The organism is Nocardia sp. NPDC056064 (assembly GCF_042266925.1).
Classification (GTDB): Bacteria; Actinomycetota; Actinomycetes; order Mycobacteriales; family Mycobacteriaceae; genus Nocardia.
Genome location: NZ_JBHJWO010000001.1, coordinates 1075969 through 1089889, shown reverse-complemented (window position 1 = coordinate 1089889; position 13921 = coordinate 1075969). Strand labels below are relative to the sequence as shown.

General features: G+C 71.5%; 16 protein-coding genes. 4 read left to right on the top strand and 12 right to left on the bottom strand.

Annotated elements, in window-relative coordinates:
- Positions 1–21: 21 nt before the first annotated feature.
- The 7 genes from ACFC06_RS05060 to ACFC06_RS05030 all read right to left on the bottom strand — a co-directional run bounded on the left by ACFC06_RS05060 (position 22) and on the right by ACFC06_RS05030 (position 5958).
- Entirely contained in the window at positions 22–429 is a 408-nt protein-coding gene (locus tag ACFC06_RS05060) for a DUF779 domain-containing protein (RefSeq protein WP_375928014.1), read from the bottom strand.
- Positions 429–1916, bottom strand: coding sequence for an aldehyde dehydrogenase family protein (locus tag ACFC06_RS05055; RefSeq protein WP_375928012.1), 1488 nt, complete (start codon positions 1914–1916; stop codon positions 429–431). Before ACFC06_RS05055 ends, ACFC06_RS05060 begins: the two co-directional genes overlap by 1 nt.
- A gap of 87 nt (positions 1917–2003) precedes the next feature.
- Positions 2004–3251, bottom strand: a complete 1248-nt coding sequence (locus ACFC06_RS05050; protein ID WP_375928010.1) for a transcriptional regulator — start codon at positions 3249–3251, stop codon at positions 2004–2006.
- 130 nt (positions 3252–3381) lie between these two features.
- Positions 3382–3702: a hypothetical protein gene (locus tag ACFC06_RS05045; RefSeq protein ID WP_375928008.1), complete on the bottom strand. Its 321-nt coding sequence runs from the start codon at positions 3700–3702 to the stop codon at positions 3382–3384.
- A gap of 67 nt (positions 3703–3769) precedes the next feature.
- Positions 3770–4924, bottom strand: a complete 1155-nt coding sequence (locus ACFC06_RS05040) for an alkaline phosphatase family protein (RefSeq protein ID WP_375928006.1) — start codon at positions 4922–4924, stop codon at positions 3770–3772.
- Positions 4921–5238, bottom strand: a complete 318-nt coding sequence (locus ACFC06_RS05035) for a nuclear transport factor 2 family protein (protein ID WP_375928004.1) — start codon at positions 5236–5238, stop codon at positions 4921–4923. The genes ACFC06_RS05040 and ACFC06_RS05035 overlap by 4 nt, the downstream gene beginning before the upstream one ends.
- 96 nt (positions 5239–5334) lie before the next feature.
- Positions 5335–5958, bottom strand: coding sequence for a TetR/AcrR family transcriptional regulator (locus ACFC06_RS05030; protein ID WP_375928002.1), 624 nt, complete (start codon positions 5956–5958; stop codon positions 5335–5337).
- A 115-nt stretch (positions 5959–6073) separates the two neighbouring features.
- Here ACFC06_RS05030 and ACFC06_RS05025 point away from each other — a divergent pair, with 115 nt between their 5' ends.
- On the top strand, positions 6074–7135 hold the full coding sequence (locus ACFC06_RS05025) for an NAD-dependent epimerase/dehydratase family protein (RefSeq protein WP_375928000.1): 1062 nt from the start codon (positions 6074–6076) through the stop codon (positions 7133–7135).
- Here the strand turns inward: ACFC06_RS05025 and ACFC06_RS05020 are convergent.
- The 4 genes from ACFC06_RS05020 to ACFC06_RS05005 all read right to left on the bottom strand — a co-directional run bounded on the left by ACFC06_RS05020 (position 7132) and on the right by ACFC06_RS05005 (position 10555).
- Entirely contained in the window at positions 7132–8658 is a 1527-nt protein-coding gene (locus ACFC06_RS05020; RefSeq protein ID WP_375927998.1) for a polyamine aminopropyltransferase, read from the bottom strand. The genes ACFC06_RS05025 and ACFC06_RS05020 overlap by 4 nt on opposite strands.
- Positions 8658–9083, bottom strand: a complete 426-nt coding sequence (locus ACFC06_RS05015) for a DUF350 domain-containing protein (RefSeq protein WP_375927996.1) — start codon at positions 9081–9083, stop codon at positions 8658–8660. The genes ACFC06_RS05020 and ACFC06_RS05015 overlap by 1 nt, the downstream gene beginning before the upstream one ends.
- Positions 9084–9096: 13 nt before the next feature.
- Entirely contained in the window at positions 9097–9534 is a 438-nt protein-coding gene (locus ACFC06_RS05010) for a DUF4247 domain-containing protein (protein ID WP_375927994.1), read from the bottom strand.
- Between the two features lie 97 nt (positions 9535–9631).
- Positions 9632–10555 (bottom strand): LysR family transcriptional regulator, encoded by a 924-nt coding sequence (locus tag ACFC06_RS05005; protein ID WP_375927993.1) that lies wholly within the window; start codon positions 10553–10555, stop codon positions 9632–9634.
- A 111-nt stretch (positions 10556–10666) separates the two neighbouring features.
- On the opposite strand from ACFC06_RS05005, the gene ACFC06_RS05000 reads away from it, so the two are divergent.
- From ACFC06_RS05000 to ACFC06_RS04990, 3 genes are read left to right on the top strand one after another with little or no spacing between them, the layout of a single operon-like run.
- A complete protein-coding gene (locus ACFC06_RS05000) occupies positions 10667–11590 on the top strand; it encodes a zinc-binding dehydrogenase (RefSeq protein WP_375927991.1) in 924 nt (307 codons plus the stop codon).
- Positions 11587–12555 (top strand): alpha/beta hydrolase family protein, encoded by a 969-nt coding sequence (locus tag ACFC06_RS04995; protein ID WP_375927989.1) that lies wholly within the window; start codon positions 11587–11589, stop codon positions 12553–12555. The genes ACFC06_RS05000 and ACFC06_RS04995 overlap by 4 nt, the downstream gene beginning before the upstream one ends.
- Complete coding sequence (locus ACFC06_RS04990) at positions 12552–13295, top strand: SDR family oxidoreductase (protein ID WP_375927988.1); 744 nt, start codon at positions 12552–12554, stop codon at positions 13293–13295. Before ACFC06_RS04995 ends, ACFC06_RS04990 begins: the two co-directional genes overlap by 4 nt.
- Here ACFC06_RS04990 and ACFC06_RS04985 read toward each other — a convergent pair.
- Entirely contained in the window at positions 13283–13873 is a 591-nt protein-coding gene (locus ACFC06_RS04985) for a class I SAM-dependent methyltransferase (RefSeq protein WP_375927986.1), read from the bottom strand. The two genes, ACFC06_RS04990 and ACFC06_RS04985, sit on opposite strands and share 13 nt — an antisense overlap.
- Positions 13874–13921: the final 48 nt, after the last annotated feature.

The following is a 13921-nucleotide window of genomic DNA, read 5'->3' as shown; positions in this document are numbered from 1 at the left end:
GGTCAGGTCGAGGGGGCGCCGCTACAGCGTGCGGTCGGCGCCCGTGCGTGGGGGCGGTCCGGCGGCCAGCGCCGCGTTCTCCGCGTCGGTGAGCCTGCGTGCGCGCAGCACGAACCGCATGCCCGCGCCGGCTTCGAGCGAGTCGGTGCCCGCCTGGCCGCGCACCGCGTCCACGGTGAGGTGGGTGCCCTTCCAGCATTCGAATTGCTCGGGGCTGATCCAGAACTCGGTGTGCCAGCTCAACCGGCCCAGCAGCACGTCGTCCTTCTCGATCGGGAACTGTTTGGCCGATAGGCACACCGGGGTGAGATTGTCGTCGCGGCATTCGCCCGCCTGGCGGAACAGCACGGGACCGTTGTCCTCGATGAGCCGCCGGAGCAGGGTCTGGGCGCGTTCGGTGATCTCCACACGGTGTATCCGGTTCTGCATCAGAACATCCCGAGTTTCGTCGTCGAGTAGCTCACCAGCAGGTTCTTGGTCTGCTGGTAGTGGCCGAGGGTCGTGGTGTGGTGTTCGCCGGCGGCGTGCGCCGGGTGGGTGTGCGAGGAGTTCGTCCAGATCTGGCGCGCGTCCAGCCCGCGGGCGAGCCGATGGGCGGTGGTCAGGTCGCGGGTCCAGATCCCCGCACCGAGGCTGTGGCGGGTGTCGTTGGCGAGACGGATCGCGTCGTCGGCCGTGTCGAAGCGGGTGACCGCGACGACCGGTCCGACGATCTCCTCCTGGAAGATCCGCATCGTGTTCACACCCTCGAAGATCGTGGGTTCGATGTAGTACCCACCGGGCAGTCCGTCGACCTTGCGTGCTTCCCCTCCAGTCAGCACGCGGGCGCCTTCGGCTCTGCCGATGTCCAGGTAGGACAGGATCCTCTCGTATTGATCGTTGCCGGTCTGCGCGCCGATCATCGTCTCGGTGTCGAGCGGATGACCGGACACGACGGCCTCGGTGCGGGCGATGCAGCGGGCGAGGAACTCGTCGTAGATCGACGAATGGATCAGCGCGCGTGACGGGCACGTGCACACCTCGCCCTGGTTCAGGGCGAACATCACGAACCCTTCGACGGCCTTGTCGAGATAGTCGTCGTCGGCGGCCATGACATCCGGCAGGAAGATGTTGGGGCTCTTGCCCCCGAGCTCGAGCGACACCGGGACGAGATTGTCCCCGGTGTCACGCAGGATCAGTCGCGCGGTGGCGGACTCGCCGGTGAACGCGATCTTGCCCACCCGCGGGTCGCGCGCCAGCGGTCTGCCCGCCTCGAGCCCGAAACCGTTGATCACGTTGAGCACTCCCGGCGGCAGCAGGTCCGCGATCAGCTCCACGATCAGCAGCAGCGAGGCCGGGGTCTGCTCGGCGGGCTTGACGACCACGCAGTTGCCCGCGGCCAGCGCGGGCGCGATCTTGGCCGCGGCCAGCAGGATCGGGGAGGTCCAGGGCAGGATCAGGCCGACCACGCCGAGCGGCTCGGGGAAGTGGTAGGCGACGGTGTCGTCGTCGATCGGGGAGATCCCGCCCGCCTGGGCGCGCAGCGCGCCGGCGAAGGCGCGGAACCGGTCCACGGCCAGCGGCAGGTCCACGGCGAGGGTCTCGCGGACGGGTTTGCCGTTGTCCCAGGTCTCGGCCACGGCGAGCGGTTCGGCGCTGTTCTCGAGCCGGTCGGCGATCGTGAGCAGGATGTCGGCGCGTGCGGTGACCGAGGTCGCGGCCCAGCCCGCGCGGGCGTGGTGGGCGGCCTCGACCGCGCGGTCGATGTCGGCGGCGGTGGAACGGGCGACGGCGCAGAAGGTCTCGCCGTCCACCGGGGAGGTGTTGTCGAAGTACCGGCCTTCGACGGGGGCGAGCCAGTCGCCTCCGATGAAGTTGTCGTATCGGGCGGCATAGCTGACTATGCCGGTATCCGATCCGGGCTTGCCGTAGATCATGCGCCTCGCTCCTCGCGACCTGTGCGTGGTGGCTCACACTATGGTCGGCGAAGGTTGGTACGAGGTTGGTGACGCTGTCGTCGCAGGTCAGGACTGGCGCGCGGTGTAGAGCCGGGCGGTGACGACGGCCCGGCGGACGTCGTCGCGGGGCAGCAGCCGCAGGGCGTGTTCGTGGATGGCGATGTCGCCGGGGCAGCGCTGGCCGAAGGCCACCGCGTGCTCGGGCCGGTCGCTGGTGAGCACCGCGTTGCGGATGCCGACATCGAGGTGCGCGCGCCACTGCTCCACGCCGGGCAGATCCGAGCCGGGCAGCAGCGGCCCGCGGTACAGCCACAGCGCCGAGGTGAGGTCGCCGCCCTCGATGGCGGCGAGCAGGTCGACCGCGTCGCAGGAGATGGCGCCGGTGAGCATGTAGCGGCGGTTGGCGATCTCGCCGCGGGTGGCCCGGCGCAGGTGCGAGACATCGGCTTTGAGGGTGTTGAGCGAGACGCCGCGGTCGCCGTAGACCGCGGCGTGCAGCTGTTCGGGTGTGTAGCCCTCCGGTTCCAGCGCCAGCAGGGCCAGGATCTCGAGCTGGCGGGGCGGCAGCGGGACGGGTCTGCCGTCGCGCAACAGCCGTGCGGCGCCGAGACATTCGAGCCGCACCCCCGGCGCGGGCGCGGGCGCCTCGGCGCGCAGCATGGTCTCCACCGCGGTGACCAGGGCGCGCACCGAGGTCATCACCATCGGGTGCGAGCGCTCCCAGGTGGAGGACAGGTCCAGCACCCCCACCTGCCTGCCGTCGGGGCCGTGGATGGGGGCGGAATAGCAGACCCAGCCGTGCAGGGCCGCGACGAGGTGTTCGGCGGAGAACACGGTGACGGCCTTGTCGTCGTGCAGCGCCAGCGACAATCCGTTGGTGCCCATGTGGCTCTCGTCCCACACCCCGCCGGGCGCGAAGTTCACCTTCTCGCCCTGGCGGCGCAGCATGCGGTCACCCGCGGTCCACAGGATGGTGCCCGATTCGTCGCTGACCACCGCCAGATAACCGGATTCCTCGGCCATGCCACGCAATTGGCCCGCGAGCTCGGTGACCGGCCTGCGCAGCGGAGACTCCGACCAGCGGTCGCTGATGTCGTTGAAGCCGGGGGCGACGGTCTGGCCGGGGTCGACGGTGTGCAGGGAACGCTGCCAGGATTCGGCGACCTCGGTGCGCACCGGGCCGGTGTCGCGGGGCAGCCGCATCGGCCGCGAGGGCGCCGCGAGCCGGTTCCACTGCTTCTCCAGGGCGCCACGGTAGTCCGAGAGCCGTTCGGGCCTGGACGGTCCGGCGATCGGGTCGTCGTGTGCGCCCACGTTCACTCCCTGCTCGTCGGTGACGCACCGGTCCGCGACGAGAACCGGTGTGGCGCTTCCTGTTTATCAGGTGCGCCACCGCGGCGCACACCGTTTGCGGCAGGACGTCCGGTCCCCGCGAGCGGTGGCGCTATTTGTTGAGGAACAGCCCGGCGATGTCGGCGTTCTTGATCGGGGTGTCGACATTGCGCTGGCCCGCGCACAGCAGATCGACCTGCACGATCATCGAGTCGACGAGGGTGCCCGCGGGCTCGTTGTCGGTGCCGTTGCGCTGTTTGATCGCCTTGGTGATGGTGATCCGCTTGGTGTCGGCGTCCTGGTTGACGTAGTCGCGGCAACTGGTCTCGCCGCCCTGGTTGAGGACGCGCTCCACCTCGGCGCACCCGCCGGTGAGGGCAGCCAGCACGGCCACGCCCACCGCGACGGCGCCGGTTCGGGTGCTGGCGTGCATGGTTCCTCCTGGAGGGTCCGCTGTGCGCCCGTGCGCACCGAGTCGGCTACAGCGTAAGCGGTGGGTCTCAGCTGCGGTGGATCCGCAGCGGAACCAGCACTTCCTCGGGAGTCAGCGAGCCGTGGTGGCCGATCATCAGCGTCTGCATCGGCTCGGTGGTACTGCGGATCACGCCCGCGTCCCCGGTGGCCAGCACGACCAGATCGCCGATCCGGGCGGCCGCGTCGGCGGTGACCCGCGGCCCGAACCAGCCCGCCTCGATCGCCTCGGCGCGCGTGCGAACGACGAACCGGTCACCGAGCACACCGCGCCAGGTGTCGGCGACCCGGTCGAGCGCGCCCGCCTCGGTGTAGACGTGGCGGGCCCGCGGTTCGCCCGCCAGCGCCACGACATCGTCGGACAGGTACGGATGGGTGCCGAAGTCGACGCGATCCACCAGCTCGACCATCCCGTGGTCGGCGGTGACGATCAGCGCCGAGCGCGGGGGCAGTACGGCCGCGAGCTCGGCGGCGATCCGGTCGACATTGGCCAGTTCGTAGCGCCAGGCCCGCGAGGCCGGGCCGCGGGCGTGGCCGGTGGAGTCGAGATCGGCGTGGTAGGTGTACACCAGCGTCTTCGGTGCGGAGGTGAGCGCCTGGGCGACACCGTCGACGAGATCACCCACCGAGAACGCGGCCCGGAAACCGCCACCGCGCCAGCCCGCCTTGGTCAGGCCCGACCCGTCCTGGTAGCCCGGTGCCACCTGGACCGCGGCGATGCCCGCGGCGCTCGCGCGCTCGAAGACGGTGGTACACGGCTGGATTCGCTCCGACGGGAACGCGGTCATGGCGTCGACCTTCGGGCCGTCGCCCACGAGCTGCCAGCGCAGCATGTTGAACAGCCGTTCCTCGCCGGGCAGCCGCACCTGGTAGCCGACCACGCCGTGCTCGCCGGGCGGGACACCGGCGCCGAGGGTGGTCAGGCTGGTGGCGGTGGTGCTCGGGAAACCGGTGGTCAGGGTGGCGGGCGGCAGTCCGGACAGGAACGGCGCGGTGGCGGCTTCGGCGGCCAGCGCCGTCGCGCCGAGGCCGTCGACCAGCAGCACACACACGTGGTCGACATCGAGGGCGAGCCCGAGCCGGTCGGTTTCGCCGGGAGCGCCGAGGCAGGCCAGGACGGAGGGGAGGAGATCGGCGAGCGAGCCGTCGCCGTACCGCGGAATCAGAAGGTTGTGGTCGGTCACGCCTGCCCGGTTTCGAATCGGCTGATCAGTCCGTCTCGGAGAACGAACCGCCAGGTGGTACGCATCGATCCCCAGCGACTGTTGGTGTAGTCGGCGGTGAGTGCCAGGCCGTCGTCGTCGACCGATTCGACGACGAGATGCCCGTTGGCACTGAAGATCTCGGCTTCGGTCCACTGTGCCAGATTGCGTTCGACCCCGTCGTCGGACATGGTCGCGTCCTCGGTGAGCACACCGTAGAACCGGTCGGTGTCCTGCAGGTTGAGCGCGTCGACGAACGCCTCGACCACCGGGTCGAGTTTCGCGGTGCCAGTCATCCGGCCTCCTGGTCGAGTCGAAAACGCATCGGCAGAGCGGGTGCTACCCACTCTAGGGGAGTGACCAGGCCGGATCACGGGAATAACGGCGGCGCGTCAGGACTCGGTGGGCGCGGTCGCGACGAGTGCGGTGAACCCCCGCATGATCGCCTCGACCAGCTCGGGTGTGCTGGCGCCGAGCTGGGCGCTGCGATTGTCGAGATGGCCGTCGAGCCACAGCGAGGCCAGGCCGTGCGCGAGGCCCCACCAGGTGATGGCGAGGGTGGCGGCCCGGTCGGCGGGCAGCACGCCCGCGGCGACGCCCTCGGTGACGGTGTCGGCCAGGATCTCGAAGGCCGCGTCCCCGGCCGCGTGCGCGTCGGGGTGCTTGTCCGGCTGGGAGAGTTCGGGCCGGAACATCAGCCGGAACTGGGCGGGATGTTCGCGGGAGAAGCGGACATACCCCTCGGCCAGCGCCGTGAGCGCGTCGAGCGGGGCGGACGCCTGCGCTCGCGCGGCGGCGAGGTCGGCGGCCAGCTGCTGGAACCCGTCGACCGACAGCGCCGAGAGCAGCGCGGCGCGGTCGGCGAAGTGGTGGTAGGGCGCGCCGCTGCTGACCCCGGCCTCCCTGGCCACCCGGCGCAGGCTCACCGCAGCCAGCCCCTCGGTCTCGATCAGGCGCAGGCAGGCGTCCATCAGCGTGGCCCGCAGGTCGCCGTGGTGGTACTTGGTGCGCTTCACGCTGCGAGCGTAGGCCAGACCGGGGCCGCGATCGGCACTGGACAGGAAATCTATGCGGTGTTTAGATTATTTGAGCACCGCTCAGATCGAGCGGTTTCCACGAAGGGTGAACACCATGACCACACGGGTACTCGTCACCGGCGCGACGGGATTCGTCGCCGGGCACGTCATCGCCGAACTGCTCGAGCACGGGTACGCGGTGCGGGGGACCGTGCGCGACCTCGGCGCGCACGCCAAGCGCGCCCACCTCGCCGAACTGTCCCGGCGCACCGGCGGCGAGCTGGAGTTCGCCGCGGCCTCGCTCGACACCGACGCGGGCTGGGCCGAGGCGGTGACCGGGTGCGACACCGTGTTCCATGTGGCCTCGCCGTTCCCCTCGGCGCCGCCCGCGCACGAGGACGACCTGATCGTCCCGGCGGTCGAGGGCACCCTGCGGGTGCTGCGGGCCGCCGCGGACGCGGGCGTGCGCCGGGTGGTGCTCACCTCGTCGGTGGCCGCCGTCGCCTACGGCCACGAGGTCGACGCCGTGCGCACCGAACAGGACTGGACCGTCCTCGAGCGGGCCGCCGCCTATCAGAAGAGCAAGACCCTGGCCGAACGCGCCGCCTGGGACTTCGCCGAATCACACCCCGGCGCACCGGAACTGGTCGTACTCAACCCCGGCATGATCCTGGGACCGCTGCTCGAGGCCAGGACCAGCACCTCGCACGTCCCGGTGCAGCGGCTGCTGGGCCGGGAGGTGCCGGGGTCGGCGCGCACCGGCTGGACCCCGGTCGACGTGCGCGACCTCGCGGTGGCACACCGTCTGGCCATGGAAGTGCCCGCCGCCGTGGGCAACCGCTACATCTGCGCGGGGGAGCCGCTGTGGATGCGGGACCTGGCGCTGCTGCTGGCGCGTGACTACGCCGCGCAGGGATTCCGGGTGCCGACCCGATTGCTGCCGGACCTGCTGATCCGGGTGGTCGCGCTGTTCGACAAGAGCGTCCGGCTCACTCTGCCGACCCTGGGCCGCACGGAATGGGTCAGCGCGGACAAGGCCCGTCGCGAACTCGGCTGGACGATGCGCCCGATCGAGCAGACCGTCCGCGACACCGCCGACAGCCTGATCGCCTTCGGGATCGTCACCGCTGCGGGCGGGCGCACCGCACGGCAGGCCCAGACCGCCGCGCGCGGTTAACGCCACTCCTGGCGTTGCAGGTCCAGGATCACCGGGCGCATGAGTGTGGAGACCTCGGGGTCGACCGCGCGCCGATCGGGAGCGAAGGCGGTGGCGGCGGCGAGAGTGGGCCCGTCGAGCGAACGCAGTGGGCCGGGGGTCCGCAGGGTGGGCACCGGGGTGTCGGCGGCGGCCAGGACGAATCCCCAGTCGCCGAAGCTCGGGACATCGACGTGATAGGGCGCGGTGCGCAGCCCGGCGGCGCGCACCGTGGCGTCGATGGTCCAGAACGAGCGCGGCGCGAAGAACGGGGAACCGGACTGCACCACCATGCGCGCGCCGGGTGCCATCGCGTGCGCGGTCATCGCGTAGAACTCCTCGGAATACAACTTGGCCACCGAGGTCTGGTCCGGGTCGGGCAGGTCGACGATCACCGCGTCGAAATCCCGTGGCGCGCCGCGCAACCAGGAGAACGCGTCGGTGGTGACCACCCGCACCCGCGGATCATCGAAGGAGTGTTCGTTGAGCGCGGTGAGGCGGGCGTCGGTGCGGGCGAGCTCGATCATCGCCGGGTCGAGCTCCACCAGCGTCACCTGTTCGACATCGGGGTAGCGCAGGATCTCGCGCAGGGCCAGCCCGTCGCCACCGCCGAGCACCAGCACCGACCGGCGGGTCCCCGCGAGCACCGGATGCACCAGCGCCTCGTGATAGCGGTACTCGTCGACGGAGGAGAACTGCAATCCACCGTTGAGGAACAGCCGGGTGTCGGTGGTGCCGAACGGGGAGAACGATTCGGTGAGCACGATCTGCTGATACGGCGTGCGGGTCTGCCAGACGATCGGATGCGCGAACAGCGCCTGCTGCGCGGTCGCCTCGAACCGGTCGGCGTAGAGATAGGCGCCGGTGAGTCCGGTGGCCACCACCAGGGTGGCGGCCACCAGGCTGTGCCGGGCGGGCCGGGTCATCCGGTCGCGGAAGAAGAAGAACGCCAGCGCCAGCCCCGCGACGGCGTTCACGACGCCCACGACCAGGCTGCCACGGATCTGGCCGAACACCGGCAGCAGCAGGAACGGGAACGCCAGCCCGCCCAGCAGGGCGCCGACGTAGTCCGCGGCGAACAGATCGGCGACAGCGCTGCTGGCCTCCTGCTTGCGGACCTGCTGCAACAACTCCATCAGCAGCGGGATCTCCGCGCCGACCAGCATGCCGATCACGGCCGCCGCCACGATCAGGGTGCCGGTGTAGATATTGAGCCAGGCGAAGCTGGCGTAGAGCGCGGCGACCGAGAGCCCGCCGACCACCGCCAGGGCCAGCTCCACCGCGACGAACGCGGCGGCGGCGCGGCGGCGCAACGGTTTCGCGGCCAGCGCCCCGACCCCCATCGCGCACACCATCACGCTCAGCGTGATCGAGGCCTGCGCCGCGGTGTCACCGATCAGGTAGCTGCCGAGCGTCACCAGCGACAGCTCGTACACCAGACCGCAGGCGGCGCAGACGAACACCGTCGCCAGCAGCGCCGCCCTGGCCAGGCGGTGCCGCGGCATCAGGTCAGACCCGCGGCCACCACCAGCGCGACCGCCACGTGCGCCGACGCCGTCACCCACACCGCCGGATGCGGTTCCGGGTCGGCGACCACGGCCCGGAAGTCACCCGGGGTGAGCGCGTCGAGCAGCACGAACGCCACCGCCATCGCGGCCAGACCGATCACGCCGTAGATCGCGCTGGCCAGCAGCGCCTGCGCGATACGGCCCTCGGAGGTCCAGATGGCGGCCGCGACGATGATGCCGACACCGAACAGGTTGGAGGCCAGCAGGATCGCGGCATTGCGATTGCGTTCGATCCAGATCTGGGCGCGCAGGTCGCCGGGGGTGAGCAGGTCGACGAGGCCGAAACCGACGGCCATCAGCACGATTCCCACCGCGGAATAGGCGAGCGCGGCGCCCGCGTCCGCCGCAAGGTCGGCGAGCATGAGTGTTCTCCTTCTACTTGCCGCCGGAATCGCTACCGCCGCCGCGGTAGTCGCCCGCGGCCGAACCGCTGGTCCAGCTGTAGCTGTTGACGTGCGAGTGGTGCCTGCGGATGCCGTTGGCGAGACTGTCGACCAGGATCAGCGAACCGCCCGCGTGTGGGGACACCGCGATCAGGTCGTGGGCGAAGCGCAGGTAGTGGTGCTCGCCGGTATTGCGCTGGTCGCGCGGATCGGTCGCCTTCGCGATGGCGGCGGCCACGACCGCGGGCGCCCCGCCGGTGGTGAACGCGATCCCGTCGTTGGCCTGGTCGAGCGTGCGCGCCCGCTGGTACTTCTCGGCCACGAACTCGCGCGGATCCTCGTCCCCGGTCACCACGACCACCACGATCACCGCCACGATGGCGACGACCACGGCGCAGATCCCCGCCACGATCCATCTGGTGCGATTCATCGTCACGCTGTGCGAAACCCTCCCCCGTACACGAACTGCGCGGACTGTATCACCCGGCCCGGGAGCGTCGAAAACCGTTGCGCCGGTCGCGCACTGGTCAGCCGGCGGCGGGCAGCCAGTCGCGGGCCGGATCGTATTCCAGCCAGCGGCGTTCGCCCGCCGTGCGCACCAGGACGGCGAGCAGGGCGTCCACCTGCGGCGACGTGGGGCGGGACCGCCAGATCAGCGACCACGCGTACAGCGGTGTCGGATCGACCAGCGGGATCGCGCGGACACCGCGGACTTCCGGTGTCTCGACGTCGGCGGGGAGCAGCACGAAACCGCGGGGGTCGGCGGCGAGCGCCGAGAGCATCGGGGCCAGGCCGAGATTCGGGGTGGTGCGGTGTTCGGCGATCCCGAAACGCTCGGCGAAGCGGGCCAGGAAATCGAGGCGGACCAGGGCCGCGGGCGTATGCAGGACGCTGTCGCGCAGCTGGTCGGGGCGCAGTTCGGGCGCGGCGGCCAGCGGATGGTCCGCGCCGAGCAGGACATCGACCGGTTCGAGGCGGATCAGGCGATGGGTCAGGCCGGGCGGCAGCGGGGGATGGACCCGGCCGAAACCCGCGTCGATGTCACCGTGCGCGAGTGCCGCGGCGACGGCGGGCAGGTCACGACCGTGCCCGGGTTCCAGCGGCGGCGCACCCGGGGCGGTCGCGAGACCGGCGAGGCTGCGCAGCGGTGCGTAGAGGTGGCCCCACACGTCCACGCGCACGGGACGCTGCTCGTCGAGCAGGGCGGCGACGGCCCGATCGTTGGCTTCGAGGGTGTCCTGTGCGCCGGGCAGGAAGCGGGCGCCGTCCTCGGTGAGCCGCACGCCCTGATGGTCGCGGTCCAGCAGCCGCACGCCGAGGGTCGATTCCAGCCGCGCCACCCGTTTGGACAGCGCCTGCTGACTCAGCCCGAGCGCCGCCGCGGCATGGCCGAAATGCCGTTCCTCGGCGACGAACACGAACGCGCGCACCGTCGCGAGATCCAGATCCACAGTCGTCCACCCTAGCCGGACAGCCGTGCTGCCAGCGGCGACAACCGATCGTTGTCGGGTGTGCCGCCCGGTTGTTGGCCGGTGGACACGGTGCGCCGGTTGCCTGGGGTCATGCAGCGTTTGATTCCGACAGGCGACCCCCGGCGGCCGGTCGCGTTCACCGAGGCGGCCGAACCCGTGCCGCGACCCGACGAGGCGCTGGTGCGCGTGGGGGCCTTCGCCCCGAACCGGGGTGAGACGTTCCTGCTGGAGAATCCGCGCCCGGACCTGTTGCCGGGCAAGGACATCGCGGGACTGGTCGTGCAGGCCGCGGCCGACGGCTCGGGTCCGTCGATGGGAACCCGGGTGATCGGTCATCCGGCGCTGGGCGGCTGGGCCGACTACGTGGCGGTGCCGACCGACTCGCTCGCCGTGCTGCCCGACGCCCTCGACGTGGTGACGGCGGCCGCCCTGCCGCTGGCCGGGATCACGGCCCTGCGGTTGCTGCGCGCGGCGGGCCCGGTGCCGGGCGCGCGCCTCCTGCTGACCGGGGCCTCCGGCGGTGTGGGTCACTACGTCACCGAACTGGCCGCCGCGGCGGGCGCCGAGGTCACCGTCCTCACCGCGACACCCGAACGCGGCGAACGCCTGTCCGCGCTCGGCGCAACCCGGGTGGTGCACGAGATCGCGGCCGCGACAGGCCCGTTCGACATCGTGCTCGAGTCGATCGGCGGTGCAGCGACGGCCGCGAGTCTGGCACTGCTGCGACCCGGTGGCACCCTGGTCTGGTTCGGTCAGGCGAGCCGCACCCCGGCGACCCTGAACTTCTTCGATTTCTTCGCCGGTCCGGAGAACGCGACGATCCGCCACTTCCACTACGCGGGCGGACCCTACGGGCGCGATCTGGCCACCCTCGTGCGGCTGGTCGCCGAGGGACGACTGCATCCCGAGATCGGTGAAGTCGCCGACTGGTCCGAGGCCGCGCGCGTGCTCGTGGACCTGCGGGAGCGCCGGATACGCGGCAAGGCCGTCCTGACCACGAGCGCGGGCCGATGATCGCCGAACTGGTCGACGCCCTGTTCAGCCGGGCCACCGCGGCGGGCATCGATCCCCATGACTACCGGCGGATCTGCGCCGATATCGGCACCCCCGCCGAGTGGGCGCCCACCTGCGTCGCGGCCGCCGACCACCACCGGAACACTCCCGGATCGGCGATCACGCGGGGTCACAACCTGCTCCTGGCGGCCCGCTGGTCGCACCTGGCCACACTGGTACCCGACGACGATCGCGCAGTCGCCGCGGCCGCCGCGGACGCGGCCGCCGAACAGGGCTACTCCCTGCTGGACCCATCCACTCGCCGGTGCGCTGGCCCCGGCTTCACCGGAATCCTGCGCGGTCCCGCAGCCGCCGCCGGCACGGTGATCGTGGTGCCCGGCCTCGATTCGAGCAAAGACGAATTCCATCTCCTGGCAGACGCACTCGTGGCCCGCGGCCTGCGCGTCCTCGCGATGGACGGTCCCGCCCAAGGCGTCAATGCCGCCACTTCGACGCTGGATCGGGACTATCCGGCCGTCGTCGCCGCGGCGATCGACACTCTGGGCGTCACCCGGGTCGGCATCGTCGGTCTCAGCCTCGGCGGCTTCTATGTCGCGGCGGCCGCGGCGCGCGACCCACGCATCGTCGTGGCCGCCACCGTGAGCGGCCCCTACCGGCTGGACTGGCCGCACCTGCCCGACCCGGTCCGCGACCTGATGACCCGCCGCGCCGGATCACGCGCCGCCGCCGCGGACTTCGCCGCCACCGTCGACCTCACCGACCTGGCCCCGCGCGTGCGCTGCCCACTGCTGGTGGTCGACGGCGACGACGACGTGATCCCCGGCGTCACCGACGGCGCCGCCCTGGCCCACGCCGCACCGCGAGGCCGCTACCTGCGCATTCCCGGCGGTGACCACCTCGTCGGCAACCACCGCTCGGCCTGGCTGCACACCCTCGCCGACCATCTCACCGAAGGACTCGCATGAACCGCTACACCGACCGCGTCGCCCTCGTCACCGGCGGCACCAGCGGCATGGGCCTGGCCACCGCGCGCAGGCTGATCGCCGAAGGTGCCCAGGTGATCGTCACCGGCCGCACCGCGGACAGGGTGCGCGCCGCGGCCGCCGAGCTGGGCCCGCAGGCGACCGGAATCGCCGCCGACACCGCCGATCTCGGCGCACTCGACGCGCTGACCGACACCGTCGCCACCCGCTTCGGTCGCCTCGATCTGGTCTTCGCCAACGCCGGTGCCGGCACGTTCGCGCCGTTTCCCGAGATCACCGAGGAACTCTTCGACCGCGCGGTCGCGGTGAACTTCAAAGGCGTCTTCTTCACCGTCCAGAAGACGGTGCCGCTGCTGGCCGCGGGCGGATCGGTGGTGCTCAACGCGTCGTGGACCCTGCACCGCGCCGACAGCGCGCTCACCCTCTACGCCGCCACCAAGGCCGCCGTGCACAACCTGGCTCGCACCCTGGCCACCGAACTCGGGCCGCGCGGGATCCGGGTGAACTCGATCAGCCCCGGCTACATCGACACCCCCATGTCCGCGGGCGCGATGACGGAGGACTTCGCGGCCATGGCGGCGGGCCGGGTGGTGACCGGCCGGTTCGGCACGGCCGAGGAGGTCGCCGCCCTGGTCGCCTTCCTCGGGTCGGCCGAGGCGTCCTATGTGACCGGGCAGGACATCATCGTCGACGGCGGCCTGGTGGCGGCCTATCCGGGCTGACCCGGGCTGCGCCAGACCAGCGTGTAGCGCCACAGCAGGCGGCGGCGGAGCTGGGCGCCGGGGAGGTGCGTGGCAGCGGCCGCGCGGATGGCGGACAGGGTGTCCTCGGGGTCCCGGATGGTGACCTCGGGGCCGCCCGCCGCGGCACGGTGGCGGCGGTCGGTGATCCAGACCGCGGGCAGCAGGGGGAGATAGGCGATATCGGTGAGGGGGTGCATCTTCCAGAGGCCGACGACGGCCAGGACGCCGCCGGGGGCGACCAGAGCGCGCAGGGCGGCCATGCCCTCGGCCAGGGGGACGTGGTGCAGGGTGGCCACCGCGGTGACGACATCGAAAGTGTCGTCCACATCGCGGAAGTCGGCCTTCTCGTAGTGCACGTTCGCGGCGGGCGGGGCGGCGGCGATGGCCTGGCCGTCGAGGTCGACGCCGAGGACCGCGTCACAGCGGGTCGCCAGCTTGCGCGCGAGAAGGCCGTCACCACAGCCGATGTCGAGTGCCGTGCGGGCGTGGCCGGGTACCTGATCGAGGATCCAGGGATGGTAGTGGGTGTTGTGGTTCCAGTAGGGGTCCGTCGGCATGACCGGTCAACGGGCAACGCCCGCGCGGGGTTCCGGACCGGCCCGGAA

What these genes read in the sequence shown, in the direction of transcription:
- ACFC06_RS05060 (WP_375928014.1), bottom strand. Translation starts at nt 429, where the DNA reads ATGCAGAACCGGATACACCGTGTGGAGATCACCGAACGCGCCCAGACC.
- ACFC06_RS05055 (WP_375928012.1), bottom strand. Translation starts at nt 1,916, where the DNA reads ATGATCTACGGCAAGCCCGGATCGGATACCGGCATAGTCAGCTATGCC.
- ACFC06_RS05045 (WP_375928008.1), bottom strand. Translation starts at nt 3,702, where the DNA reads ATGCACGCCAGCACCCGAACCGGCGCCGTCGCGGTGGGCGTGGCCGTG.
- ACFC06_RS05035 (WP_375928004.1), bottom strand. Translation starts at nt 5,238, where the DNA reads ATGACTGGCACCGCGAAACTCGACCCGGTGGTCGAGGCGTTCGTCGAC.
- ACFC06_RS05025 (WP_375928000.1), top strand. Translation starts at nt 6,074, where the DNA reads ATGACCACACGGGTACTCGTCACCGGCGCGACGGGATTCGTCGCCGGG.
- ACFC06_RS05020 (WP_375927998.1), bottom strand. Translation starts at nt 8,658, where the DNA reads ATGCCGCGGCACCGCCTGGCCAGGGCGGCGCTGCTGGCGACGGTGTTC.
- ACFC06_RS05015 (WP_375927996.1), bottom strand. Translation starts at nt 9,083, where the DNA reads ATGCTCGCCGACCTTGCGGCGGACGCGGGCGCCGCGCTCGCCTATTCC.
- ACFC06_RS05010 (WP_375927994.1), bottom strand. Translation starts at nt 9,534, where the DNA reads ATGAATCGCACCAGATGGATCGTGGCGGGGATCTGCGCCGTGGTCGTC.
- ACFC06_RS05000 (WP_375927991.1), top strand. Translation starts at nt 10,667, where the DNA reads ATGCAGCGTTTGATTCCGACAGGCGACCCCCGGCGGCCGGTCGCGTTC.
- ACFC06_RS04995 (WP_375927989.1), top strand. Translation starts at nt 11,587, where the DNA reads ATGATCGCCGAACTGGTCGACGCCCTGTTCAGCCGGGCCACCGCGGCG.
- ACFC06_RS04990 (WP_375927988.1), top strand. Translation starts at nt 12,552, where the DNA reads ATGAACCGCTACACCGACCGCGTCGCCCTCGTCACCGGCGGCACCAGC.
- ACFC06_RS04985 (WP_375927986.1), bottom strand. Translation starts at nt 13,873, where the DNA reads ATGCCGACGGACCCCTACTGGAACCACAACACCCACTACCATCCCTGG.